The sequence below is a fragment of the Aeromonas sp. 62-46 genome (assembly GCF_001898585.1).
Classification (GTDB): Bacteria; Pseudomonadota; Gammaproteobacteria; order Enterobacterales; family Aeromonadaceae; genus Aeromonas; species Aeromonas caviae.
This window is the reverse complement of record NZ_MKUI01000050.1, coordinates 85,455-108,362: the sequence shown is the minus strand read 5'-3', so window position 1 is coordinate 108,362 and position 22,908 is coordinate 85,455. Positions and strand designations below refer to the sequence as shown.

The 22,908-nt window shown below is 62.6% G+C and carries 24 protein-coding genes and 1 other RNA gene; 10 read left to right on the top strand and 15 right to left on the bottom strand.

Annotation, left to right across the window (positions count from 1 at the left end):
* Window positions 1–92: 92 nt before the first annotated feature.
* From BGO64_RS15875 to uxaC, 6 genes are all read right to left on the bottom strand, one after another.
* Entirely contained in the window at window positions 93–713 is a 621-nt protein-coding gene (locus BGO64_RS15875) for a bifunctional 4-hydroxy-2-oxoglutarate aldolase/2-dehydro-3-deoxy-phosphogluconate aldolase (RefSeq protein WP_128296023.1), read from the bottom strand.
* Complete coding sequence (gene kdgK, locus BGO64_RS15870; RefSeq protein WP_202015512.1) at window positions 706–1,653, bottom strand: 2-dehydro-3-deoxygluconokinase; 948 nt, start codon at window positions 1,651–1,653, stop codon at window positions 706–708. Before kdgK ends, BGO64_RS15875 begins: the two co-directional genes overlap by 8 nt.
* A 21-nt stretch (window positions 1,654–1,674) precedes the next feature.
* Window positions 1,675–2,223: a YgjV family protein gene (locus tag BGO64_RS15865; protein WP_286701005.1), complete on the bottom strand. Its 549-nt coding sequence runs from the start codon at window positions 2,221–2,223 to the stop codon at window positions 1,675–1,677.
* Window positions 2,220–3,707: a UxaA family hydrolase gene (locus BGO64_RS15860; RefSeq protein ID WP_286701004.1), complete on the bottom strand. Its 1,488-nt coding sequence runs from the start codon at window positions 3,705–3,707 to the stop codon at window positions 2,220–2,222. Before BGO64_RS15860 ends, BGO64_RS15865 begins: the two co-directional genes overlap by 4 nt.
* 9 nt (window positions 3,708–3,716) lie before the next feature.
* Window positions 3,717–5,180, bottom strand: coding sequence for a tagaturonate reductase (locus tag BGO64_RS15855; protein ID WP_286701003.1), 1,464 nt, complete (start codon window positions 5,178–5,180; stop codon window positions 3,717–3,719).
* A gap of 122 nt (window positions 5,181–5,302) precedes the next feature.
* Window positions 5,303–6,715 carry a glucuronate isomerase gene (gene uxaC, locus BGO64_RS15850; RefSeq protein WP_286701002.1) on the bottom strand — a complete coding sequence of 471 codons (1,413 nt, stop codon included), beginning with the start codon at window positions 6,713–6,715 and terminating at the stop codon, window positions 5,303–5,305.
* Between the two features lie 436 nt (window positions 6,716–7,151).
* Between uxaC and BGO64_RS15845 the strand changes: the two genes are divergently transcribed.
* From BGO64_RS15845 to exuR, 4 genes are all read left to right on the top strand, one after another.
* The gene (locus tag BGO64_RS15845) at window positions 7,152–8,141 is read left to right on the top strand and encodes a TRAP transporter substrate-binding protein (RefSeq protein ID WP_045525242.1); all 990 of its coding nucleotides are present in this window, start codon (window positions 7,152–7,154) and stop codon (window positions 8,139–8,141) included.
* 44 nt (window positions 8,142–8,185) lie between these two features.
* Window positions 8,186–8,707, top strand: coding sequence for a TRAP transporter small permease (locus BGO64_RS15840; protein ID WP_043154535.1), 522 nt, complete (start codon window positions 8,186–8,188; stop codon window positions 8,705–8,707).
* Window positions 8,707–10,008, top strand: a complete 1,302-nt coding sequence (locus tag BGO64_RS15835) for a TRAP transporter large permease (protein ID WP_043154537.1) — start codon at window positions 8,707–8,709, stop codon at window positions 10,006–10,008. Before BGO64_RS15840 ends, BGO64_RS15835 begins: the two co-directional genes overlap by 1 nt.
* Before the next feature lie 130 nt (window positions 10,009–10,138).
* Entirely contained in the window at window positions 10,139–10,918 is a 780-nt protein-coding gene (exuR, locus tag BGO64_RS15830; RefSeq protein ID WP_045525244.1) for a transcriptional regulator ExuR, read from the top strand.
* A 283-nt stretch (window positions 10,919–11,201) separates the two neighbouring features.
* On the opposite strand, the gene ssrA is transcribed toward exuR, so the two are convergent.
* Together ssrA and smpB are read right to left on the bottom strand one after the other, a co-directional pair.
* Window positions 11,202–11,561, bottom strand: a transfer-messenger RNA (tmRNA) gene (gene ssrA, locus BGO64_RS15825).
* A gap of 122 nt (window positions 11,562–11,683) precedes the next feature.
* Entirely contained in the window at window positions 11,684–12,172 is a 489-nt protein-coding gene (smpB, locus tag BGO64_RS15820; protein ID WP_010673973.1) for an SsrA-binding protein SmpB, read from the bottom strand.
* Window positions 12,173–12,420: 248 nt separating this feature from the next.
* On the opposite strand from smpB, the gene BGO64_RS15815 reads away from it, so the two are divergent.
* The gene (locus BGO64_RS15815) at window positions 12,421–12,855 is read left to right on the top strand and encodes an SRPBCC family protein (protein ID WP_010673974.1); all 435 of its coding nucleotides are present in this window, start codon (window positions 12,421–12,423) and stop codon (window positions 12,853–12,855) included.
* Window positions 12,848–13,204, top strand: a complete 357-nt coding sequence (locus BGO64_RS15810; RefSeq protein ID WP_286701001.1) for an RnfH family protein — start codon at window positions 12,848–12,850, stop codon at window positions 13,202–13,204. Before BGO64_RS15815 ends, BGO64_RS15810 begins: the two co-directional genes overlap by 8 nt.
* 67 nt (window positions 13,205–13,271) lie before the next feature.
* Here BGO64_RS15810 and BGO64_RS15805 read toward each other — a convergent pair whose 3' ends face one another.
* The 3 genes from BGO64_RS15805 to yiaY form a co-directional block, all read right to left on the bottom strand.
* Complete coding sequence (locus tag BGO64_RS15805) at window positions 13,272–13,907, bottom strand: NAD-dependent epimerase/dehydratase family protein (protein ID WP_286701000.1); 636 nt, start codon at window positions 13,905–13,907, stop codon at window positions 13,272–13,274.
* Window positions 13,908–14,007: 100 nt separating this feature from the next.
* A complete protein-coding gene (locus BGO64_RS15800) occupies window positions 14,008–14,346 on the bottom strand; it encodes an outer membrane protein assembly factor BamE (protein ID WP_029314185.1) in 339 nt (112 codons plus the stop codon).
* A 131-nt stretch (window positions 14,347–14,477) separates the two neighbouring features.
* Window positions 14,478–15,629 carry an L-threonine dehydrogenase gene (gene yiaY / locus BGO64_RS15795; protein ID WP_286700999.1) on the bottom strand — a complete coding sequence of 384 codons (1,152 nt, stop codon included), beginning with the start codon at window positions 15,627–15,629 and terminating at the stop codon, window positions 14,478–14,480.
* 392 nt (window positions 15,630–16,021) lie between these two features.
* On the opposite strand from yiaY, the gene udp reads away from it, so the two are divergent.
* Window positions 16,022–16,777: a uridine phosphorylase gene (udp, locus tag BGO64_RS15790; RefSeq protein ID WP_286700998.1), complete on the top strand. Its 756-nt coding sequence runs from the start codon at window positions 16,022–16,024 to the stop codon at window positions 16,775–16,777.
* 125 nt (window positions 16,778–16,902) lie between these two features.
* On the opposite strand, the gene BGO64_RS15785 is transcribed toward udp, so the two are convergent.
* Window positions 16,903–17,634, bottom strand: a complete 732-nt coding sequence (locus BGO64_RS15785) for an RluA family pseudouridine synthase (RefSeq protein ID WP_080768016.1) — start codon at window positions 17,632–17,634, stop codon at window positions 16,903–16,905.
* Between the two features lie 194 nt (window positions 17,635–17,828).
* Here BGO64_RS15785 and rihA point away from each other — a divergent pair, with 194 nt between their 5' ends.
* Window positions 17,829–18,764 carry a pyrimidine-specific ribonucleoside hydrolase RihA gene (rihA, locus tag BGO64_RS15780; RefSeq protein WP_109112420.1) on the top strand — a complete coding sequence of 312 codons (936 nt, stop codon included), beginning with the start codon at window positions 17,829–17,831 and terminating at the stop codon, window positions 18,762–18,764.
* A 29-nt stretch (window positions 18,765–18,793) separates the two neighbouring features.
* Window positions 18,794–19,270, top strand: coding sequence for a hypothetical protein (locus BGO64_RS15775; RefSeq protein WP_214004524.1), 477 nt, complete (start codon window positions 18,794–18,796; stop codon window positions 19,268–19,270).
* 96 nt (window positions 19,271–19,366) lie between these two features.
* Here the strand turns inward: BGO64_RS15775 and BGO64_RS15770 are convergent, their stop codons facing one another.
* From BGO64_RS15770 to BGO64_RS15760, 3 genes are all read right to left on the bottom strand, one after another.
* Window positions 19,367–19,663, bottom strand: a complete 297-nt coding sequence (locus tag BGO64_RS15770) for a winged helix-turn-helix domain-containing protein (RefSeq protein WP_039039881.1) — start codon at window positions 19,661–19,663, stop codon at window positions 19,367–19,369.
* The gene (locus BGO64_RS15765) at window positions 19,660–20,190 is read right to left on the bottom strand and encodes a DUF1523 family protein (RefSeq protein WP_010674042.1); all 531 of its coding nucleotides are present in this window, start codon (window positions 20,188–20,190) and stop codon (window positions 19,660–19,662) included. The genes BGO64_RS15770 and BGO64_RS15765 overlap by 4 nt, the downstream gene beginning before the upstream one ends.
* Window positions 20,191–20,368: 178 nt before the next feature.
* Window positions 20,369–21,991, bottom strand: a complete 1,623-nt coding sequence (locus BGO64_RS15760; RefSeq protein WP_045525254.1) for a methyl-accepting chemotaxis protein — start codon at window positions 21,989–21,991, stop codon at window positions 20,369–20,371.
* 164 nt (window positions 21,992–22,155) lie between these two features.
* Between BGO64_RS15760 and BGO64_RS15755 the strand changes: the two genes are divergently transcribed.
* A complete protein-coding gene (locus BGO64_RS15755) occupies window positions 22,156–22,788 on the top strand; it encodes a LysE family translocator (protein WP_039039878.1) in 633 nt (210 codons plus the stop codon).
* Window positions 22,789–22,908 lie beyond the last annotated feature (120 nt).

The window sequence follows — 22,908 nt, the reverse complement described above, 5'->3', positions numbered from 1 at the left end:
CCAGCCCTGGCAGGGCATAAAAAGCCACTTCGCGGGAAGTGGCTCTTCAACACATCCGGGGGAGGGCAGACCTTCCCTCGCTCAACCGATGATCACAGGGCCGCCACGGCCTCTCTTACCAGGGCGGCCAGCTCTTCCCACCTGCCCTCGTCGATGAGCTTGGCCGGCACCATCCAGGTGCCGCCGCAGGCGATCACGGCATTCAGCCCCAGATACTCCTTCAGATTGGCCGGCGTCACGCCGCCGGTGGGCATGAAGCGCACCGGATAGACGGCGCCCAGGGCCTTGAGCATGGCGGTGCCGCCAGACTGCTCGGCCGGGAAGAACTTGAGGTGGCGAAGCCCCATCTCCATGGCCTGCTCCACCAGGCTGGGGTTGTTGACCCCGGGGATGATGGTGACGTCCTTGTCCAGACAGTACTGCACCGTGGTCGGGTTAAAGCCGGGGCTGACGATGAAGTCGGCGCCCGCCGCAACGGCCGCATCCACCTGCTCGCGGTTGAGCACGGTGCCGGCCCCGATCAGCAGATCCGGGTAGGCCGCGCGCATCTGGCGGATGGCCTCGGCGGCGGCGGGGGTGCGGAAGGTCACCTCGGCGGCGGGCAGGCCATTTTCCACCAGCACCCGGGCGAGAGGGACGGCCTGGGCAGCATCTTTCAGCGCGATGACGGGGATCACCTTGAGGGCTTCGAGGCGGGCGATGAGATCAGACATGGTGCGTTTCCTTGAGTGATGGCATGTGGGAGGGGGGAATGATGGCCCCCGGATACTGGATGACGGCCGCCGCCAGGCGGTGGCCTGCCCGGGCGGCGTCGGTGACGTCGGCCCCTTGCAGGCGTGCGGCGAGATAACCGGCGCTGAAGGAGTCGCCCGCCGCCGTGGTGTCGATCACCTGTTCGGCGGACAACCGCAGGGCGGCGATTTCGATCCGCTGCGCTGCCGTGACCACCAGGCAAGGCTCAGAGCCGCGCTTGACGACGATCTCGCCCACCCCGAAGCCCTGGCTGCGGGCGAGGCAGGTTTCGACCTCCGCGTCGCCCCAGAGTGCCTGCTCGTCATCCAGGGTCAGCAGGGCGATGTCCGCCAGGCGCAGGATGGCGGTGTAGGCCTCTTTGGCGGTCTCCTTGTCTTGCCAGAGGCGGGGGCGGTAGTTGTTGTCAAAGGCAATTCTGGCCCCCCGGGCGCGCGCTGCGGCGAGTCCTTCCAGCAGGCGCTGGCGCGAGGCGGGCGGCAGTATGGCCAGGCTGATGCCGCTCACGTAGACAAGATCGCACTGGCTCAGGGCGGCGAGAATGGCCTCGCCCTCGGGTTGCGCCAGCCAGTAGCGGGCGGCGGCGTCGCTGCGCCAGTAGGTGAACGAGCGCTCGCCGTCGGCCGCGGTGTCGATGAGATAGAGACCAGGGGCCTTGTCTGCCAGGCGCAGCACCCAGTCGGTGTGGATGCCCTCTTGCTGCCAGGCGGCCAGCATCTGGCTGCTGAACCCGTCCTGGCCGAGGGCTGTGACATAGTGCACCGCGAACGCCTGGCTCCCCAGGCGGGCGAGATAGAGGGCGGTGTTGAGGGTGTCGCCCCCGAAACCTTGTGCCAGCAGGCCTTGCCCGGCTCGGCGCAGCTCCACCATGCATTCGCCGATGACGGCTATCTGTCGGGTCATGGTTTCGACTCCTTGCAATCGTTACAGGGGGTTCGCCAGGGGATGACGCCACATGCGATACATGGTGTGGCAGTTGACGAACAGGAAGGTGGTCTCAATCAGGCTGCCGCCGATGGAGCCGATCAGTATGTTGTGGCTGGTCCAGCACAGGCCGCCCGCCAGCATGCACAGCCGCAGCGCCAGCCCGCGGGCCCGGAACAGGCCCCAGGTGCCGATGGTGGTGCCGATGATGGGGAGCCACTGCACCGCACTGGTGATCCCGGGGATGCCCAGTACCCACACCAGCACGAGGAAGAAGAGCATCACCCAGGGGTTGCGGGTGCGCCCCGAGGCGATGGTGCGACCACAGCTGAGGGCGGCGCTGAGAGCCGCCGTGCTGGCACCCATTAGCAGGAAGTGGACCGCGATGGCTCCCTGGTAGAGACACAGCCGCCAGCGAAAGCGGCTGTCATCCTGTTGCAGGAAGGCGCTCACCCCGACCAGCATGGCGGCAAGGCCGATGCCTTGCGCCAGGGGCTGCTGTTCAATCAGGGTCCAGACCGGTTGCAGCCAGCCAAGCTCGAGACTCACAGGGTGACACCACTCTTGAAGATGGCCAGCTCCCGGAAGTCGTTGCGCTCGTTGCAGGTCGGCTTGCCGTTGGCGATATCGACGATGAGGTCGATGAACTGGGCGAGCAGACTGCTCATGGGGGTGCCCTCAATCAGGGTGCCGGCGTTGAAGTCGATCCAGTGTGGCTTGCGCCTGGCCAGATCGCTGTTGGTGGCAAGCTTGACCGTGGGGGCCGGGCCACCGTAAGGAGTGCCGCGCCCGGTACTGAACAGCACCATGTGGCAGCCTGCGCCGGCCAGGGCGCTGGTGGCGACGGCGTCGTTGCCCGGGGCGCTCAGCAGGTTCAGCCCGGGGCGCTGCAAGCGGGCGCCGTAGGGCAGCACGTCCACCACCTGGCTGTGCCCCGCCTTCTGGGTGCAGCCGAGGGACTTCTCCTCCAGGGTCGAGATGCCGCCCGCCTTGTTGCCGGGGGAGGGGTTCTCGTAGATGGGCTGCTGGTGGTCGATGAAGTACTGCTTGAAGTCGTTGACCATCTGCACCGTCTTGTCGAAGGTCTGCTCGTCCTGGCAACGGGACATCAGGATGCGCTCGGCGCCAAACATCTCCGGCACCTCGGTCAGCACCGAGCTGCCCCCGTGCTGGATCACGTAGTCGGAGAAGCAGCCGAGCAGCGGATTGGCGGTGATGCCGGAGAGGCCGTCCGAGCCGCCGCACTCCAGCCCGAATTTGAGCTCGCCGAGCCGACCGGGTTGGCGCCTGTCTTGCTGCATCTGCGCGAGCAGCTCGCGCAGCAGTCCCAGCCCGTGCTCCACCTCGTCATCGTGCTGCTGGCACACCATGAAGCGCACCCGGGCGGCATCGATCGGGCCCAGGGTCTCCCTGAAGGCGGCGATCTGGTTGTTCTCGCAGCCCAGCCCCACCACCAGAACCCCCCCCGAGTTGGGGTGGTGCACCAGGTTTTGCAGCAGGGTGCGGGTGTTGAGGTGATCCTGACCGAGTTGGGAGCAGCCGTACTGGTGGCCGAACAGATGCACCCCGTCAATGGCGCCGAGATCGGTGTCGCGCTCGAGCTGTTGCTTCATCTGTTTGGCGAGGGCGTTGACGCAGCCCACGGTGGGCAGGATCCACAGCTCGTTGCGAATGCCGACCTGGCCGTCGTGGCGGCGGTAGACCTGGATCTCCCGGTCCGGCAGCGCGGTGCTGACGTCGATGAGCTCCGGCTGGTAGCTGTACTCGTCGAGATCGCTGAGGTTGGTGGCCAGGTTGTGGTGATGGATATGTTCTCCCGCCGCGATGGCGCGGGTGGCGTGGCCGATGGGCAGACCGTACTTGATGATCTGATCCCCTTCAAAGAGGGCCACCAGCGCCAGCTTGTGGCCGCGGGGGAGGGGGTCGCTCAGGGTGAAGGAAACACCTTCGTGCGCTATCTGCTCGCCAGCGGCGAGCTCTCTCAGGGTCACCAGCACATTGTCGGAGGGGTGGATGCGAATCACGGCTTGCATGGTCACTCCTTAGCAGCAGGCGGCCAGCGCCGCGCGCAGGCCCTGCTCGCGGATCCGGGTCAGGCAGAGATCTACCCGCTCGACCAAGCCGGGCACCTCGCACAGGGACTGGCCCCAGTGGGCCTCCTGCCCGAGCACCTCTTGCACCAGGGCGCGCTGGGGGATCTCGCCGCGCTCCACCGCAGGCCAGAGGCGGGCGTAGGCGTCGAGCCAGGGTTGATCGTCCTGCAGCGGATAGGCGTGTCCGTTGCGCTCCCCGCGATAGAAGGCGAGCAGGGCGGCGAGGGCAAAGCTCAGGCGCGGCGCCAGGGTGCCCTGCTGCTGTTGATAGGTCAGCAACTGCGGCAGCAAACGGGTGCGGAACTTGGTCATGCCGTTCAGGGCGATGGAGAGCAACTGGTGCTTGATGAAGGGGTTGCGAAAGCGCCCCTGCACGTCGCGGGCGAAGGAGAGCAGCTCTTCTTGCGGCAGGCTCAAGGTCGGCACTATCTCATCGCGCATGATGCGCTCGACGAACTCGCCAATCTCCTCGTCGGCCATGGCCTCGCCCACCGTGTCGAGCCCGGCCAGGAAGGCGACCGGTACCAGGGCGGTGTGGGCGCCGTTGAGGATGGCGACCTTGCGCTCCTTGTAGGGCTTGATGTCGTCGACGATGAGGATGTTGAGTGCCTGCCCGGCGGGCAGCTGATCGAGGCAGAGGGCGCTCGCCAGCCATGCAGGCCCCTGGATCACCAGCAGGTAGAAGTGCTCGGCGGTGACCACGAACTGATCCTGATAGCCAAATTGCGCCTGCAGCTCGGCGTGCTCGTCCCGGGGGAAGCCGGTGACGATGCGATCCACCAGGGTGGAGCAGAAGGTGTTGTGTTCGCGCAGCCAGGTCTGGAAGGCCTCTGGCAACTGCCACTGGGCGGCGTAGCGCAGCACCAGCTCGCGCAGGGCGTCGCCGTTGTAGTCGATGAGCTCGCACGGCAGCAGCACCCAGCCCTTGTCGGCGGCGCCGTCAAAGTGACTGAAGCGCTCGAACAGCAAGCGGGTCAGCTTGGCCGGGAAGCTCGCGGGCGGAGTGTCGTCGAACTGGTCGTCGGCGTGATAGCTGATCCCGGCTTCCGTGGTGTTGGAGAAGAGGAAGCGGATATCCGGGTTGCGCGCCAGTGCCAGCACCTCGTCGAACTGGCGATAGCAGCTCAGTTCGCGGTTGACGCTGCGGATCAGGCGCTGGGTGCTGATGGCCTTGCCGGACTCGTCCAGCCCGCGGATGACGGTGGTGTAGAGGCCGTCCTGAGTGCTCAGGCTGGGGGGAACGTCGCTGTCGATGGGGCGCACTATGACCACGCCGGCGTCGAGGCGGGTGTGCTCGTTGAGCAGGTCCAGCTGCCAGTCGATGAAGGCGCGCAGGAAATTCCCCTCGCCAAACTGGATCACGCGGTCCGGATATTGGGCCCCCGGGAAGGCATCACGATTCAGGCGTTGCATCTTGTTGTGGTCCTCATGGGGCTGTGCCCCTGTGGCGGATATGGATGATGGGCGCGGTTTGACCCATGGAATGGTCCGCTCCGGCGGCGGGACATGCCCGCCGCCTCATTTTTTATTTCTGGTCAGTTCAGCTCGATGGCGAAGTAGTCGCGGGCGTTGTGGAAGCTGATGTTCTCCACCATCTGGCCCAGCAGCGCGAGATCGGCCGGGGCCTCACCGTCCGCGACCCAGTGCCCGATCATGCGGCACAGGATGCGGCGGAAGTATTCGTGACGGGTGTAGGAGAGGAAGCTGCGGCTGTCGGTCAGCATGCCGACGAAGCGACTGAGCAGGCCGAGCTGGGCGAGCTGGGTCATCTGGCGCTCCATGCCATCCTTCTGATCGTTGAACCACCAGCCCGAGCCGAACTGCATCTTGCCGGGAAGGTTGTCCCCCTGGAAGTTGCCGATCATGGTGCCGAGCACCTCGTTGTCCCTCGGGTTCAGGCAGTAGAGGATGGTCTTGGGCAGCGTCCCTTGCGCGTCCTGGGCGTCGAGCAGGCGGGAGAGCGCCTTGGCCACGGGAGCGTCGTGGATGGAGTCAAAGCCGGTGTCCGGCCCCAGGGTCAGCAGGCGGCGGCTGTTGTTGTTGCGCAGCGCCCCGATGTGGTACTGCTGCACCCAGCCGCGCCGGTGGTATTCGCCCGCCAGATAGAGCAGCACGGCGGTCTTGAAGGCGGCCACATCGGCGCTCTCCAGTACGGCGCCCCCCAGACGTCGAGTCAGCATGGCGTCGAGCGCCTGTTCGCCGGCCTGGCCGAAGGGCACTTCGTCCAGGGCATGGTCGGCAATCTTGCAGCCGTGTGCGGCGAAGTGATCCAGCCGCACGCCGAGGGCCCGGGTCAGATCGGCAAAGGTGCGGATCTGGATGTCGCTGACCCGGCCGAGTTCGGCCAGATAGTCCGCAAAGCCATGGGCGTCGATGTTGAACGCCTTGTCCGGACGCCAGCTCGGCAGCACCTTGATGTCGAAGCCGCCGTCGGCCGCGATGGCGGCGTGGTGGCGCAGATCGTCGACGGGATCGTCCGTGGTGCCCACCATCTTGACGTTCATCTGTTTCATGATGCCGCGGGCCGAGAAGTCGGGCTGGGCCAGCTTGTCGTTGCACTGGTGCCAGATGGCCTGTGCGGTCTGCGGCCCCAGCAGCTGGCCCGTGATGCCAAAGGGCCGCTTGAGCTCTAGATGGGTCCAGTGATAGAGGGGGTTGCCGATGGTGTGGGGCACGGTGCGGGCCCAGGCCTCGAACTTGGCGTAGTCGTCGGCATCCCCGGTGCAGAAGCGTTCATCCACTCCGTTTGAGCGCATGGCGCGCCACTTGTAGTGATCCCCCTTGAGCCAGATCTCATACAGGTTGGCGAAGCGGTGATCCTCGGCAATCAGCTGGGGCGGCAGGTGGCAGTGATAGTCGAAGATGGGCTGTCCGGCGGCGAAGCCGTGATAAAGCTGGCGCGAGAATTCGGTATCCAGCAGAAAGTCATCGGTCATGAAGGCGGTCATTCGCTTGCTCCCTACGAGAGTGCTCGGTGAAGTGGAGATAGTTGTTGGACCAATTATTCTCATTGCCAGACATCTCGTCCAGTCACCATATTGAAAAAACACCGGTCGGCTCACAAAATCGTCGAATTAAACCATTTTGAGTCTCAAAGAGGGCCTTCAATGGTGCCTAACAGGGTGAGAAAGAGCGGGAAAGAGGATGAAGAGGCTGGATGAGAGGTTTGTATGACACCTTTTTACTCTTGTGGATGGGGAAAATGTGACCTGCGTTGGGTTTATCACAGCCCATTTGTGGGGGTATGCCGTTTTTGTGATGGTTCTCAATATTCATAGATGTTCTACCAATTACAGTGTGCATCACAAAGATGTAGGACATTAAGACTGACTCCTCAGGGAAGAGGTCTAGCAGATAAACGCACACACTTGAGGTCCCGCTCCAATGAAAATGAAAACCATCGCCGCCGCCATCCTGATGGCCGCCCCCCTGGCCCTGACAGCCTTCTCTTCCCATGCCATGGAGAGAGTGACGCTGAAGCTGGCCCATAATCTGGACACCAACCATGTGGTACACCAGGCGCTGGCCCAGATGGCCAAGGAGATCAGCACCGCCTCCGACGGCAAGATGAAGCTGCGCATCTACCCGGGTGGCCAGATGGGCGGTCCCCGTGAGACCCTGGAGTTGCTGCAAAACGGCGCCCTGGACATGACCAAGGCCAGTGCCAGCGAGATGGAACCCTTCTCGCCCGCCTTCTCCATCTTCAGCCTGCCTTACCTGTTCAAGGATCAGGCCCACTTCAACAAGGTTATTTACGGCCCCGTGGGCGAATCCATGATGGCCCAGACCCGTGACAAGGGCTTCGTTTCCATCGCCGCCTACGTGGCGGGGACCCGCAGCTTCTACGCCAACAAGCCTATTCACACCCCGGCCGACATGAAGGGGATGAAGATCCGGGTGGTCGCGACCCCCACCACCATCAAGCTGATCGAACTGCTGGGTGCGGCCCCGGCCCCGATCCCCTTCGGTGAGGTCTACACCGCACTGCAGCAAGGGGTCATCGACGGCGCCGAGAACAACGAGCCCTCCTACGTGCAGACTCGTCATGTCGAGGTGGCCAAGTTCTACGCCGAAGATCAGCACACTTCTGTGCCCGATTTCCTGGTGATCTCGAGCAAGGTGCTGGACAAGCTTTCCGACGAACAGAAGGCCATCCTCACCACTGCCGCCAAGCACTCGGAAACCTACGAACAGGAGCTGTGGGACAAGGAGGTCGCGGCATCTCGCAAGCAGGCGACCGACGCGGGGGCCACCTTCATCCAGGTCGACAAGGAGGCTTTCCGCACTGCGCTGGCCCCCCTGTATGACGATTTCCGCAAGGATCCGGTACGCGGTGAGTGGCTCACCAAGATCGAGAATGAAGCCGGTCAGTAATCATGAGGGGAGGGCGACGAGATCGCCCTCCCGGGAGAACCGCAATGCGTCTTGAAAAGTTCAAGCAACCCATCGACAGGTTGCTCGCCGGGTTTACCGTCGCCGTGATGGCCATGCTGGTAGTCTGCGTGGTCTGGCAGGTGTTCAGTCGCTACGTGCTGGCACAGCCGAGCACCATGACCGACGAGATAGCCCGCTTCAGCATGATCTGGGTGGGATTGCTGGGAGCGGCCTACGCCACCGGCAAGCGTCGCCACCTCAGCATCGACCTGTTCGTTTCCGACCTCAAGGGAGGGCGCAAGCTCGCCAACCAGCTGTTCGTGGATCTCTGCGTGCTGCTGTTTTCCAGCGGCGCCATGGTGTGGGGCGGCCTGACTCTGGTGACCAAGGTCTACAGCACCGGCCAGGTCTCCCCGGCCATGCAACTGCCGATGGCCTATGTCTACGCCGTGCTGCCCCTGAGCGGCCTCATCATCAGTTATTACTGTGTGCTCTTCATGCTGGAGACCCTGCTCGACAGTCTGGCGCCCACCCCCGATCTTGCCCCCTCAGAGGAGAACATCTGATGGATTGGACCATAGCCCTGGTCATGTTCGGCTCCTTCTTCGTGTTGGTGTTCGCGGGCGTGCCCATCTCTTTCTCCATCGGCCTGGCGACCCTGGCCTCCGGCATGATGATGCTGCCGATGGAAACCATCCTTGCGGTGGTCGGCCAGAAGATGGCCACCGGCCTCGACAGCTTCTCCCTGCTGGCGATCCCCTTCTTCATCCTGGCGGGGACCCTGATGAACTGCGGCGGTATCGCCCAGCGGCTCATCAACTTCTCCCAGGTGCTGGTGGGCCGCATGCCGGGCTCGCTCGGCCACGTGAATGTCATGGCCAACATGCTGTTCGGCTCCATCTCGGGGTCGGCGGTGGCAGCCGCGGCCGCGGTGGGTGGCACCATGGCCCCCATGCAGAAGAAGTCCGGCTATGATCCGGCCTATTCGGCGGCCATCAACGTGACCTCCTGCATCACGGGTCTGCTGATCCCGCCCTCCAACGTGCTCATCATCTATGCCCTGACCGCCGGCGGCATCTCGGTGGCCACCCTGTTCATGGCCGGTTACGTCCCCGGCATCCTGATGGGGCTCAGCATCATGGCCGTGGGAGCCATCATCGCCAAGCGCCGTGGCTACCCGGTTGCGGAGCGACCCTCCTTTGCCATGGTGATGCGCGCCTTCTGGGATGCCATCCCCAGCCTGCTGCTGGTGGTGGTGGTCATGGGCGGGATCCTGGGGGGCATCTTCACCGCCACCGAAGCCTCCGCCATCGCCGTGGTCTACACCTTCGTGCTCTCGGTGCTCATCTACCGCGAAGTGAAGTTCAAGGATCTGCCGGCCATCATGCTGGACTCGGTCATCACCACCGCCATCGTGCTGCTGCTGATCGGCATCTCGGTGGGCATGTCCTGGGCCATGACCAATGCGGACATCCCCTACACCATCAGTGACGCCTTGATGAATGTCTCCGATAACCCTCTGGTCATCCTGCTCATCATCAACGTGATCCTGCTCATCGTGGGCGTCTTCATGGACATGACTCCGGCGGTGCTGATCTTCACCCCGATCTTCCTGCCCATCGTCACCGAGCTCGGCATGGATCCGGTCCACTTCGGCATCATGATGATCTTCAACCTCTGCATCGGGCTCTGTACACCGCCGGTGGGCAGTGCGTTGTTTGTGGGGTGTTCGGTCTCGGGGGTCAAGCTGCAGGCCCTGATCCGGCCCATGCTGCCCTTCTTCTTCGTCTTGCTGCTGAGCCTGATGGCGGTGACCTACATACCGTCACTCAGTCTCTTCCTGCCGGGACTGTTTGGCATGCACTGAGTCATGAGAGAACAAGTGAGCCCAGGGCTCACTTGTTCATTTTCATGTAAATTGGTATAACAAGTTACCGTATCCGGGTGACAGTCCCGGCACTTGAATAGTATGAGGCTGGGGTGTGAGTGAGATGAATATGGACTTGGTTGAATCAAAGCGTCTCTATCAGAAAGTCGCCGCCGAGCTGAAACAACGCATTGCCAGCCAGCGTTATCAAGTTGGCGAGCGTCTGCCGGCCGAGCGGCTGATTGCCGAGGAGATGGACGTGAGTCGCACCGTGGTGCGCGAAGCCATCATCATGCTGGAAGTGGAAGGGCTGGTGGCGGTGCAGAAAGGGTCCGGGATCCACGTGATCGCCCGGGAGAGCCAGTATGCCGAAGCGACTCCCACCCTGGATGACGCCCTGTTGACGGCGGGCCCCTTCGAGCTGCTGCAAGCCAGGCAACTGCTGGAGAGCAACATCGCCGAGTTTGCCGCGACCCAGGTGACCAAGCAGGACATCATGGAGCTGCTGAAGATCCAGGCCCTGGCCCGCAAGGAGGATCGTGCCCGCGATTCGGAGTGGGACAAGCAGTTCCATATCCAGGTGGCCAAGGCGACCCAGAACTCCGTGCTGGTGATCCTGACCGAGCAGCTCTGGCTGCATCGCGAGCGCAACCCCTACTGGCGCAAGCTCCACGAGCATATCGACGACAAGGCTATCTCCAGCTGGTGCGACGATCACGACCAGATCCTCAAGGCCCTGATGCGCAAGGATCCGCAGGCGGCCAAGCTGGCCATGTGGCAGCACCTGGAGAACACCAAGCAGATGCTCTTCCAGGCCACCATCTTCGATGACGAAATGGAGGATGACCGCTACCTCTTCTCCGAAAATCCCGTCGTTCATCTGACCCAGCATTCCACTGCCAACGGCTAGTGGAAGGTTCTCGGGGGCGAATCCTCGAGGCTGTTTCAACCCCATGGAGGCGCTGGGCTGATGGCGTGGCCCAGAGCTCCCGGGCAAATTGCCGTTCCACTCGCCGGTTTTTGCTGGCCGCATCACCTGGATGCTGGCCCATGTCAAATGCAGTAACGACCCGCAGAGCCTTTGGCCCTTGGTCTGGAGATGCACAGCACTCGCGGGGCGGATACAACCTCTGAAGGCGAGAAAAAGGATACAAAAAGGGCCACTTCTTGCGAAGTGGCCCTTTCCAAACGTTTGGTGGAGCTGGGGGGATTTGAACCCCCGTCCAAAATTACTACATCCTCGGTACTACATGCTTAGTCACTCTTTACATTCGCCAACACGCTGCGGAGAGACACGCCACGCATTGACTAGCTCGATTGGTTTTAATGCTTCCGCCCCGAGCAGGACTTCCACACGATCCTGTGAAGGATGACCTTCCATTTCCCTAGGACACAGGCAAGCTAGGGGAGAAGGGCTCAGCGCAGGTTATTAAGCTGCGAGTGCGTAGTTTTCGTCGTTTGCGACTATTTTTTTGCGGTTTATTAACGAGGCCTACCGCACCTCGGCATGCACCTTGGGTTTCGTGAATCTTGTCGAATCCAGAATCAGCCCCAAGTTGTCAAAAGGGATTGTACGCAAAAATCCTGTCATGGCAAGGCGTTGATGGCAATCGACCGGCCTTGGCCGGTCGATTGCTGGTTTATTGGACGCCTTGCCATGGCGGGTGGCGCACAATCAACCGCGGTGTTTGTTTTTCATGATGCGGGCTTTTTCCCGATCCCATTCACGGGCCTTGGTGTCTTCCCGCTTGTCGTGTTCTTTCTTGCCCTTCACCAGGCCGATCTCGACCTTGACCCAGCACGCTTTCCAGTAGAGGGCCAGCGGCACTATGGTGTAGCCCTGACGAGCGGTCAGGCTCTCGAGCTTGTCGAGTTCACGGCGACTGAGCAGCAATTTGCGGGTGCGGGTCGGATCGCATACCACGTGGCTGGAGGCGGCGTTCAGCGGCAGGAAGCTGGAGCCGAACAGGAAGGCTTCCCCCTGCATGAAGATGACATAGGCTTCGCTGATGTTGGCCTTGCCCGCCCGCAGGGACTTCACTTCCCACCCTTGCAGGGACAGGCCGGCTTCCACGCGCTCTTCGATGAAGTACTCGTGACGGGCGGTTCTGTTGAGTGCAATGGTGCTGGACCCGGCTTTGTTTTTACTGTTCTTTTTGCTCATGACGGGGGCCTTAGGCAATGTTTAGGAAGGCGCATTATACGTGGGTGGCGGCGGCTGTAAAACGCACAGCGCTCCGAGTGGCGGCTTTGTGAGCAGTTCGATGACGATTTTGAGGGAAGGGCGGGGCGAGAGCGGACCACACTGGCCGGAAAGTGTGCGATTGCCCTGCTTGGTGACCCGCGAACAGTTTCGGCGGTGATTTTGGCTGACAAGGTGATAAAATCGGGCCGATTGGATGAGGAAAACCCATGCCCCGTATTACTCGCAGTGCCCTGGTGATGTTCAGCGCGGAACAGATGTTCCGGCTGGTCAATGATGTTGATGCCTATCCTGAGTTCCTGCCCGGCTGTGTCGGCAGCCGTGTTCACGAGTCGGGTGAAGACTACATGATGGCCTCGGTCGATGTGGCCAAGGCAGGTATCGCCAAGACCTTTACCACGCGCAACCAGCTTGATGCCAATCGCACCATCAAGATGGAGCTGGTGGAGGGGCCTTTCAGCAAGCTGGCGGGTTGGTGGACCTTCACACCCCTGGACGTGGATGCCTGCAAGGTGGAGTTCGATCTCGACTTCGAGTTCACCTCCAAGCTCATTGAGCTGGCCTTTGGCCAGATCTTCCGCGAGCTGGTGAGCTCCATGGTGCTCGCCTTCTCCAATCGTGCCAAGGTGGTTTACGGTGTCTGAGCTCCTCAATATCGAAGTGGCCTATGCCCTGCCCGAGCGGCAGACGGTGCTGTGCATCCGGGTCGCGCCCGAGACCAGCGTGCTGGCGGCCATCGAACAGTCCGGCATCCTGCAAAAGCACCCGGAGATCGACCTGTCGGTCAACAAGTTCGGTATCTACAGCCGTCCGGTGAAGGGCGCAGAGTCGGTGCAGGAGGGGGATCGCATCGAGATCTACCGCCCTCTCATCGCCGACCCCAAGGAGATGCGCAAGAAGCGTGCGGAAAAAGCCAAGGAAGAGGGGCGCGCCGATGTGGTCACCGGCGGGCGGCCCGATGTGCACCGCAAGCGAGACGATGCCGGCACCTGACGGGTGATGGGTTGTGACAAGGGGCGCCGTGGCGCCCCTTTGTGATCGTCTCGCCCGACACGGGGCATCACAGGGTGAGCAGGCGCTCGTTTTCCACCGTCTCTATTCCGCTCTCCTGGATGGCAAGGCGCGCCATGGCGTGCGCCACCTGACTGGCCTCGATGGCACGCCAGCGGCGCAGCGACCCGCGCAGCAGGGGCTTGACCAGCGGATAGATGGCCTGGATGATCTGCTCCGAACGGCGCGCAGGTTCTCGATGGCCGAGCAGCATGGCCGGGCGCAGGATGACGAGCCGCTGCCACTCCTGGGCCAGCAGGGCCTGCTCCATCTCGCCCTTGGTGCGGGGATAGAGAGCAGGGGAACCCGGGTTGGCGCCCAGACTGGAGACCACCAGCAGGCGGCGGCAGCCGTGGCGACGGGCGAGCGCGGCAAAGGCCAGCACATAGTCGAGATCGACCCGGCGAAATGCCTCGGCCGAGCCGGCATCCTTGCGGGTGGTGCCAAGGCAGCAGAAGGCAATGTCCACAGGGGAGGGCAGCGTCAATCTGTCCAGCGCGTCGAACGAGGTGGGCAGCCAGGTGCGTCCCGGAGCGGGGTCTCCCGATTTGCGGCAGAGCAGGAGGAGGTCGTGCTCCGTCCCCAGCTCGCGCAGCAAGGCTTTGCCAATCAGACCGGTGGCGCCGGCAATCAGGAATCGACTCATGATGATCTCCTCGGGGCAATGAGGCATCCAGAGTGTGGCCCGGCGACATCACCGGGGCCAGAGAGAACAAAACCGGCAGAAGCCGGTTTTGTGATGTCATCTAGAGCGGTGTGGTGAAGGCGGCAGGGAGAGGGAAATCACCGGTCACGGTGGCCAGTCTGTCACCCACGAAGTTGAGGGTCAGCTCCTTGCGCTCCTTGTCGCCCCGACCGGGCTGGAACTCATAGAGGTAGTACCAGGTGTTGGGGTCAAAGCTGTCGCGCAACATGGGAGAACCCAGCACGAACTCGACCTGTTCGCGGGTCATGCCCTGGCGCAGCTTGTCGACCTGCTTTTGTTCCACATAGTTGCCCTGGGGAATATCGATGCGATAGACCAGGCTGCAACCGGACAGGGTGAGGGCGGTCAGGGCCGCGGCAATCAGGTGTTTCATCCGCATATCGGGTTCAGATCATCCATACAGTCTTTTTAGCTCGGCAAATCATACCCACTCCCCGTGCGGAAGTAAAAAGCCATTGATCCATCAGCCAATAAAAAGGGCCGCGTGGCGGCCCTGGCAGATCTTGCCCCTTACATGGCGGCGCGGAAGATGGCGACGATCTCCGCGTGAGTCGCCTGCCTGGGGTTGGTGAGACCGCAGGCATCCTTGAGCGCATTGTTGGCCAGCACGTCGAGGTCGTCGGCCCTGACCCCGAGCTGCTCCAGACCGGCGGGGATCTTGACGTCGCGAGCCAGTTGCCGGATGGCGTCAATGGCTGCCGCCGCACCCTGCTCATCGCTCATGGCGCTCACATCCACCCCCATATGACGGGCCACATCCTTGAGCCGGCCGGCGCACACCCGGGCGTTGTAGGCCTGGACATGGGGCAGCAGCACCGCATTGCACACTCCGTGGGGCAGGTCGTAGAAGCCCCCGAGCTGGTGAGCCATGGCGTGCACATAGCCCAGGCTTGCGTTGTTGAAGGCCATGCCGGCCAGGAACTGGGCATAGGCCATCTGCTCACGGGCATGGAGATCCTCCCCCTGATGCACGGCGGTGCGAAGGTGTTCGGCAATCAGTGCGATGGCCATCACGGCGCTGGCATCGGTGACCGGGGTAGCGGCGGTGGAGACATAGGCCTCGATGGCGTGGGTCAGGGCATCCATGCCGGTGGCGGCGGTGAGGCCGGCGGGCTTGGCCAGCATCAGTTCCGGGTCGTTGACCGACATCAGCGGCGTGACGTGCTTGTCGATAATGGCCATTTTCACCTGACGGGATTCGTCGGTAATGATGCAAAAACGGGTCATCTCGGAGGCGGTACCGGCCGTGGTATTGATGGCGATGAGCGGCAACTGCGGCTTGGCGGAGCGATCCACCCCCTCGTAATCCTTGATGCTGCCCCCATTGGCGGCCACCAGGGCGATGCCCTTGGCGCAGTCGTGGGGTGAGCCGCCGCCGAGCGAAATGACGCAGTCACAGCCGTGGGCCCGGATCATCGCAAGACCCGCCTCGACGTTGGCCACGGTGGGATTGGGTCTGGTCTCGTCGAACACCACGGCACCGATGCCGTGCTCGGCCAGGAGGGCGGCGAGCCGGCCCACCACACCAATCTGGCCCAGGATCTTGTCGGTGACGATGAGCGCCTTGCGATAGCCATGTCCCTGGATATCCGCTGCCGCCTCCTGCAGGCAGCCCGCCCCCATCAGGTTGATTGCGGGAATGTAGAACTTGAATGTCGCCATGATGGACTCCGTATGATTAGCCATTAAGTGGTATGCGGGCGCCAACATAACAGCGTCGGAGGGGATGAGAAGGGGTCAATGGTATCTCGTTTGCAACTTTGTGGACTCGATCGCGCTCTTTAAATGGACGGTTGATCAAGGCTTGACAAGGGATGGGAGAGCAAAAGGAACGTAAAAACGTTTTTCAAGAAATTCATCATCTTAGCAAACGTTTCGCGCCATTTTTGTCAGCTTTGAAGCGCAGAAGTGTGAGGCGCATCAAGGAATTGGAAAGCGCTTTCGACCATAGTTGGCGCCTCCCCGGATGAGGGGACACCGGCTTGAAAGTACCGTAAAGAATCACCTTAACTGCACTCAGCTGCCATGCGGCGGGGCGCAACCAGGAGTCCACTATGTCTGATGTATTTCACTTGGGTTTGAAAAAAGCGGATCTGCAAGGCGCCACCCTGGCGATCGTCCCCGGTGACCCCGAGCGCGTGAAGCGCATCGCAGAGCTGTTGGACAACCCGGTGCACCTGGCCAGCCATCGTGAATTCACCACCTGGCGCGGCGAGATGGACGGCAAGGCCGTTATCATCTGCTCCACCGGTATCGGTGGCCCGTCCACCTCCATCGCGGTGGAAGAGCTGGCCCAGCTGGGTATCCGTACCTTCCTGCGCATCGGCACCACCGGCGCCATCCAGCCGCACCTGAACGTGGGCGACGTGATCGTCACCACCGGCTCCGTGCGCCTCGACGGTGCCAGCCTGCACTTCGCGCCGATGGAGTTCCCGGCAGTGGCCGACTTTGACTGCACCACCGCCCTGGTGAACACCGCCAAGGAGCTGGGCTCCAAGCTGCATGTGGGCGTCACTGCTTCTTCTGACACCTTCTACCCGGGTCAGGAGCGTTACGACACCGTATCCGGCCGCGTGGTACAACGTTTCCAGGGTTCCATGAAAGAGTGGCAAGCCATGGGCGTGCTGAACTACGAGATGGAGTCCGCAACCCTGCTGACCATGTGTACCAGCCAGGGCCTGCGTGCGGGCATGGTGGCCGGTATCATCGTGAACCGTACGCAGCAGGAAATCCCGAACGCCGAAACCATGGCGAAAACCGAATCTGATGCCATCAAGATCGTGCTGGGCGCCGCCCGCAAGCTGATCTGATAGCCCTCTTTGTAACAAAGAGTACCGAGTGGGGGGTGGGGGCCGTTGCGAAAGCGCGGCCCCTATCTTTATCCGCCGTTTGCCTCTTTTGCCTTCCTGGCCCTGCTTTCCCCCTTCTTCCTTCGTTACCCCTGTTGCCCCGTCATGGCCGCCAGTGCCTGCGCAAAGGGCGCTTCACAGCGGATCTGTACCGCTTCGCCGCTCACCGGGTGCACAAAACCGAGTTCACTGGCGTGCAGCATCAGTCTGGGGGCCCGTTCGCAGCCGGGCGGGAGCAGGCCGCCATAGAGATCGCATCCCAGGATGGGATGGCCCAGCCACTGGCTGTGGATGCGCAGCTGGTGGGTGCGCCCGGTTTCCGGTACCAGCCTGACCCGGGTCAATGGCACCGGCTGGCCTGCCCCCTCCAGGGTGAGCCGCTCCATTACCCGATAGCGTGAGCGGGCGGGTTTGCCGCTGGCGGCGCAGATGCTCATCAGCGGGAACAGCGCCGGATCCTTGGCGATGGATGCGTCGATGACGCCCTCATCCGCCGCCAGATGGCCGCAGAGCAGTGCCTCGTAAGCCTTGCTCACGGTGCGCTGGCTGAACTGGTGGCAGAGCAGGGCGTTGATGCTCTTGTTTCTGGCCACTACCATGACGCCCGAGGTGCCAAAGTCGAGGCGGTGCACCAGGGTACAGCCGGGGTAATCCTGTACCAGCCGGTAATGGACCGAATCGAGGTTCTGCGGGTTCTTGCCCGAGAGGCTCAGCAGGCCGCTCGGCTTGTTGATGAGCAGCAGATGCGCATCCTCAAACAGGATCTCGATGGTGGCGGCGCAGGGCGGGGCAACAAAGGTGTCGATGATAGCGGACATGGGGCAACCGGACGATGAAGGGGGAGGGATCATACCCGAACGATGGCGGCGCGGCGAATCTGGGTGTCCGCTCCCAAGGCCTGTCGCCAAGTACTTGATCTCGTTGGTTGAGGCGTTTTGTGACTCCCTCCTGAGTTCATCTGGCCATCTCTTGCTAAGGTATGGCTCCCTGTCATGTTGTAAGGAGTCTGTCCATGGCGTTGCCCGTTATTCTCGATTGCGATCCCGGCCACGATGATGCCATCGCCCTCATTCTGGCGCTGGCGAGCCCCGAGCTGAAGGTGCTGGCGGTCACCACCAGCGCGGGCAACCAGACCCCGGACAAGACCCTCAACAACGCCCTGCGCATCCTGACCCTGCTCGGCCGCGACGACATCCCGGTGGCGGCGGGGGCTGCCAAGCCTCTGGCCCGTGAGCTCATCATCGCCGACAACGTCCATGGCGAATCGGGGCTGGACGGCCCAGAACTGCCGGAGCCCGCCTTTGCTCCCCGGGCGATGAGCGCCCTTGAACTGATGGCAAGATGTCTGCGCGAGAGCCCGGAGCCGGTCACCCTGGTGCCGACCGGGCCGCTCACCAACATTGCCCTCTTGCTGGCGGCCCACCCCGAGCTCAAGCAGAAGATCGCCCGCATTGTGCTGATGGGGGGCGCCGCCGGTGCGGGCAACTGGACCCCCGCGGCGGAATTCAATATTTATGTGGATCCCGAAGCGGCCGATATGGTCTTCAAGTCGGGGCTGCCCATCACCATGTGCGGGCTGGACGTGACCCACGAGGCCCAGGTGATGGACGAGGATATCGAGCGGGTACGCGCCATTCCCAACCCGGTGGCGCAGTGCGTGGCACAGCTGCTCGACTTTTTCATGATCTATCATCGGGATCCCAAGTGGGGATTTGCTGGCGCGCCGCTCCATGACCCCTGTACCATCGCCTGGCTGCTGGCGCCCTCCCTGTTTCACGGGGTGGAGTGCCGGGTCGATATCGAAACCGGCGGAACCCATACCCTGGGCATGACGGTGGTGGATCGCTACGACCTGACCGGCAAACCGGCCAATGCCCTGGTGCTGCTGGGGCTCGACAGAGTCGGTTTCATCGAGTTGCTGGTGCAGCGACTGCGCTCATTTGGTTGACATCCTGGACATCGGATAAGGGGTTGGGAATGTGGAAAGGGACGTTGGCGCTGCTGACATGCATGCAACTGACGGGTTGCGCGACCCCGTTCGAGAAGATGTGGCAGGGGCTGGCGACCTGCGAGCTGGACACCCTTCATCTCGACATCGAGACCGGGCGCCCGGCCAATCCGCAGCTCGCCATGTATACCCCTGACAAGGTGAGCGAGGGCTTTGCCTGGTACAAGGTCCATCAGGAGTTGCACGGCCTGCCCATCGTCGGTTTCCTGGTGCCGGCCTCCACCTTCGAGGTACATGCCCTCTTCGTGGATACCCCCATCGCCAATGCCCGCAGGCTGACCCACAACGCCTATGGCAGCGAATTTGCCGACGAGCAGCTGCATGACGAGGGGATGGCCCCTCTGCTGCTGCGCGACCCCAACAATCCCAAGCGCTCCATCATCGACTGCACCCGGGGTGAGTCGGCGGAGCCGCTGCCGGAAGAGTCTTTCGGCGAAGGGGAGTGAGTCCGGGGGAGGGCAACGGGATATCAGGCCAGACAAGAAAGAGGCCAGCCGCAAGGCTGGCCTCTTCTCTATGGGAGCAGACCCGGGTCCGGGGTGTCAGGGATACCCCAGGGTCTGCCTGATGACGGGAAGCTGCGCGGCAATCCAGGCCGGATTGATGGGCCCCCAGTCGCTGATGCGGTAGTGCCCCTGCAGATGGCGAGCCCCCTCGGTCTGCTCGAAGGCGCACTGGATATCGAGCTCCGCCAGGGCGCTGAGGGTGTCCTGGGCGGTGCGGCGCGGCATGCCGGTCGCCTCCATGATGGCGGGCACGGTGTCCGTGCCCTGACTGATGAGGTGAGCCACGTAGAGCCGGCGATAGAAGCTGGTGCGGGTCTTGCTCGGCTCGCTCATATCTCGTCCTCGAGGCGATCGAAGTAGCGCCAGGTGGCGATGGCCGCCTTGCCCATCACCAGGGCCCAGACACCGAACCAGAACCAGCGGAAGAAGCTCCAGGTGGAGGCATCGGGCTCGGTGCTCGCGATCTTGGTGACGTTGGGGAACATGGAGAACATGTTCACGCGCCAGCCGTAGGAGGTGATGATGGCCAGGCGTTTTTCGAACTCCATGGACTTGGCCTTGGCCTGGACGTCGGCGGCGTTGAACTTGAAGTAGAAGGGCCAGCCCCATTCGGTGTCTTCATTGCGAAACACCCGGATCTTCTCGCCGGGGCGCTCGGTGTAGATGTAATAGACGTCGGTGGTGGGGCCGTCAGCCGGGTTCTTCTGGCTGATGGGGCCATCCTTGTCGGTGCGCTTCACCTCTACCCCGGTGATGGTGGCGATGGTGTGCTCCGGCAGATAGAAATCGAGCCAGAGTGCGGAGAGCAGGGCGATGAGGCCGAGCATGATAAAAGCGGGTTTCTTGAACTTCAGGCTCATGATGATCTCTCGATGAGGGGGAGTGACGTGCCTCTACCATACCCACATTTGCGAATGCAGCCCAGCCCCCAATGACACCTTGATGGCAAAAACCCGTTTTAAACAGGAGGCGTGAAGGGGGAGGGGCAAGTGCGGGGCCTGCGCCGGGCCCCGCGGTATCGAAGAGACCCTCTCGGGATCAGAGCTGGAACTGGGCGAGCTGCCTGCGCTGCTGCTCGGCGAGCTGTGACAGTTCGTGACTGGCGGCGGCACTCTGGCTGATGCCGGCAGCGTTCTGGTTCACGATCTCGTGGATGTTGGTGAGGTTGCGGCTGATGTCGGCGGTGACGCAGGATTGTTGTTCTGCCGCGGTCGCCACCTGGGCGTTGGCACCGTTGATCTGGTTGACCGCGTCCGTGATGCCCCCCAGCAATGCCTGTACCTCGGCGGAGAGCTGCTGGTTGTGGCCGAGGATCTCCAGGGTCTGCTGCACGCCGCTGTTGGCGGAGAGGGACTGGCTCTGCAACTGTTCGATGATGGCCTGGATCTCCTTGGTGGAGTCCTGGGTTCGGGCGGCCAGCAGGCGCACTTCGTCGGCCACCACCGCAAAGCCGCGGCCGCTTTCACCGGCGCGGGCCGCCTCGATGGCGGCGTTGAGGGCCAGCAGGTTGGTCTGCTCCGAAATGCTCTGAATGACTTCGATCACCTTGCCGATCTGCTCGGACTGGGACTTGAGCCTGGCCACCACAGTCGCGGCGTTCTCCAGACTGCCCGCCATGCGGCCGTTGGCCTCGATGCTTTCGGCAAACAGGGCCAGCCCCTGCTCGACCCGACTGTTGGCATCCCGGGCCAGCTCGTCGGCCAGGGCGGCGTTGTGGTTGACGTTGTCGGCGGTGCTGGCCAGCTCGGTGACGGCGGAGGCCACCTGTTCGGTCTCACCACGCTGCTGCTGGGCGTTGACCTCTGCCTGGGTCATCACAGCGGCAAGCTCGGTGGCGGCGGAGGCCACATTGCCGCTGATGCCGGTCAGGGTCTGGATGGTGTTGGCAAGCTGGCTCAGGGTCCGGTTGATATCCCTGGCGAGCTGGCCCAGCTCGTTGTTGCCTTCGGCATTGGCACGCACGTTGAAGCGGCCGAGGGCGACGGCGTGCATCACCTCCTGCAACTGGCCGATGGGCTGCACGATGCGCCCGGAGATCCACCAGCCACCCAGCAGGGCCGCGATCAGGGTGCCCCCCATCAGCAGCAGGGTGCGCAGCAGGGTCGCGCGGTAGTGGGCCTGCTCCTCGGCAATCTCAGTCTGGGTCAGCTGATTGATGTGGACGGACATGGCATCGATCTGCTTGATGAGCGCCTCCCCCAGATCGCGAAAGTGCAGGCGGGCCTGCTCATAGGCGGCGGGATCGCCACTGCCTTGGTACTTGGCGGTCAGCAGGGGCAGCATGCTGCTGCGGGTATGGCCGAGGTAGGCCTGCAGGGCGGCCGCGACCTGACGGTTGTCCTGCTCGGCACCGGTGACAACCAGTCTGGTCAGGATGGCGCCAATCTCCTGTTCGGCGGCGGAGAGCTGGGCCGGCAACTGGGCGAAGAGGGCCTCATCGTAGAGGCCGTAGATGGCGTTGGTGCGCAGCCGGTAGGTGGCGTGGATCAGGGCCGCAATGTCGTCCTTGTGGCGGGTGACGCTGGCGGTGGTTTCATTCATGTCCTGAATGGCACCGTCGATTTCCTGTTTGCTGATCACGGCCATCAGCAGCATCAACAGGCTGGCGAGCAGGAGAGGGATAAGCACTTGAAGACGAATGGACAGATTATTCAATGACATGAAAGATCCTAACCCGAAAGAGGAGTGAGGCGGCATCTTACACAGGCGCGACAATCCTTGTCACAGGGTTTTTAATGCTGAATTCTTGCTGAATGAAAAGGTTTTTCTTGTGTTAAAAGAGTGTGATAGGCAAGATCGTCTGCTTGTTACCCTGGAGGTGTAGTGTGTCCGACTGGATTGATCCCGCCATCTTGGCGCTCTTTATTCCCACGTTCTTTTTTGTCTCAGTAACCCCCGGTATGTGCATGACCCTGGCGATGACCCTGGGCATGAGTCTGGGGGTGCGCCGTACCCTGCACATGATGTGGGGGGAGCTTGTCGGCGTCGGCCTGGTCTCCGTGCTGTCGGTGGTCGGGGTGGCGGCAGTCATGCTCAACTACCCGGCCCTGTTCTCTGCATTCAAATATGTAGGTGGCGCCTACCTGGTCTGGCTTGGCATCCAGATGTGGCAGGCCAAGGGCAAGATGGCCATCCCGGCGGATCTCTCGGCGGGTCAGCAGACCAGCCCCATGGGACTGGCCGTGCAGGGTTTCGTGACCGCCATCGCCAACCCCAAGGGGTGGGCCTTCATGGTCTCCCTGCTGCCCCCCTTCATCAATGCGGCCAAGCCGATGGCACCCCAGATAGGGGCCCTGGTCGCGCTCATCCTGGTCATCGAGTTCTCCTGCCTGATGCTCTATGCCAGCGGTGGCCGCACCTTGCGCCATTTCCTTGCCAAGAGCGGCAATGTCACTCTGATGAACCGGATCGCGGGCTCTCTGATGCTGTTTGTCGGGGTCTGGCTGGCCTTCGGTTAAACACCCGCTCAATCTGCCGCCCTATGTGACGCCATGGGGCACCTGAAGAGAGATGATGCAAAAAGGCCACCTCCCTGCCCGGGAGGTGGCCTTTTACATGGGCCCGTTTATTCATGAACC

What these genes read in the sequence shown, in the direction of transcription:
- BGO64_RS15845 (WP_045525242.1), top strand. Translation starts at nt 7,152, where the DNA reads ATGAAAATGAAAACCATCGCCGCCGCCATCCTGATGGCCGCCCCCCTG.
- BGO64_RS15770 (WP_039039881.1), bottom strand. Translation starts at nt 19,663, where the DNA reads ATGAGCGAGCCGAGCAAGACCCGCACCAGCTTCTATCGCCGGCTCTAC.
- BGO64_RS15760 (WP_045525254.1), bottom strand. Translation starts at nt 21,991, where the DNA reads ATGTCATTGAATAATCTGTCCATTCGTCTTCAAGTGCTTATCCCTCTC.
- kdgK (WP_202015512.1), bottom strand. Translation starts at nt 1,653, where the DNA reads ATGACCCGACAGATAGCCGTCATCGGCGAATGCATGGTGGAGCTGCGC.
- BGO64_RS15775 (WP_214004524.1), top strand. Translation starts at nt 18,794, where the DNA reads ATGTGGAAAGGGACGTTGGCGCTGCTGACATGCATGCAACTGACGGGT.
- uxaC (WP_286701002.1), bottom strand. Translation starts at nt 6,715, where the DNA reads ATGACCGCCTTCATGACCGATGACTTTCTGCTGGATACCGAATTCTCG.
- BGO64_RS15785 (WP_080768016.1), bottom strand. Translation starts at nt 17,634, where the DNA reads ATGTCCGCTATCATCGACACCTTTGTTGCCCCGCCCTGCGCCGCCACC.
- BGO64_RS15815 (WP_010673974.1), top strand. Translation starts at nt 12,421, where the DNA reads ATGCCCCGTATTACTCGCAGTGCCCTGGTGATGTTCAGCGCGGAACAG.
- BGO64_RS15800 (WP_029314185.1), bottom strand. Translation starts at nt 14,346, where the DNA reads ATGCGGATGAAACACCTGATTGCCGCGGCCCTGACCGCCCTCACCCTG.
- BGO64_RS15840 (WP_043154535.1), top strand. Translation starts at nt 8,186, where the DNA reads ATGCGTCTTGAAAAGTTCAAGCAACCCATCGACAGGTTGCTCGCCGGG.
- exuR (WP_045525244.1), top strand. Translation starts at nt 10,139, where the DNA reads ATGGACTTGGTTGAATCAAAGCGTCTCTATCAGAAAGTCGCCGCCGAG.
- rihA (WP_109112420.1), top strand. Translation starts at nt 17,829, where the DNA reads ATGGCGTTGCCCGTTATTCTCGATTGCGATCCCGGCCACGATGATGCC.
- smpB (WP_010673973.1), bottom strand. Translation starts at nt 12,172, where the DNA reads ATGAGCAAAAAGAACAGTAAAAACAAAGCCGGGTCCAGCACCATTGCA.
- BGO64_RS15860 (WP_286701004.1), bottom strand. Translation starts at nt 3,707, where the DNA reads ATGCAAGCCGTGATTCGCATCCACCCCTCCGACAATGTGCTGGTGACC.
- BGO64_RS15765 (WP_010674042.1), bottom strand. Translation starts at nt 20,190, where the DNA reads ATGAGCCTGAAGTTCAAGAAACCCGCTTTTATCATGCTCGGCCTCATC.
- BGO64_RS15805 (WP_286701000.1), bottom strand. Translation starts at nt 13,907, where the DNA reads ATGAGTCGATTCCTGATTGCCGGCGCCACCGGTCTGATTGGCAAAGCC.
- yiaY (WP_286700999.1), bottom strand. Translation starts at nt 15,629, where the DNA reads ATGGCGACATTCAAGTTCTACATTCCCGCAATCAACCTGATGGGGGCG.
- BGO64_RS15875 (WP_128296023.1), bottom strand. Translation starts at nt 713, where the DNA reads ATGTCTGATCTCATCGCCCGCCTCGAAGCCCTCAAGGTGATCCCCGTC.
- BGO64_RS15855 (WP_286701003.1), bottom strand. Translation starts at nt 5,180, where the DNA reads ATGCAACGCCTGAATCGTGATGCCTTCCCGGGGGCCCAATATCCGGAC.
- udp (WP_286700998.1), top strand. Translation starts at nt 16,022, where the DNA reads ATGTCTGATGTATTTCACTTGGGTTTGAAAAAAGCGGATCTGCAAGGC.
- BGO64_RS15835 (WP_043154537.1), top strand. Translation starts at nt 8,707, where the DNA reads ATGGATTGGACCATAGCCCTGGTCATGTTCGGCTCCTTCTTCGTGTTG.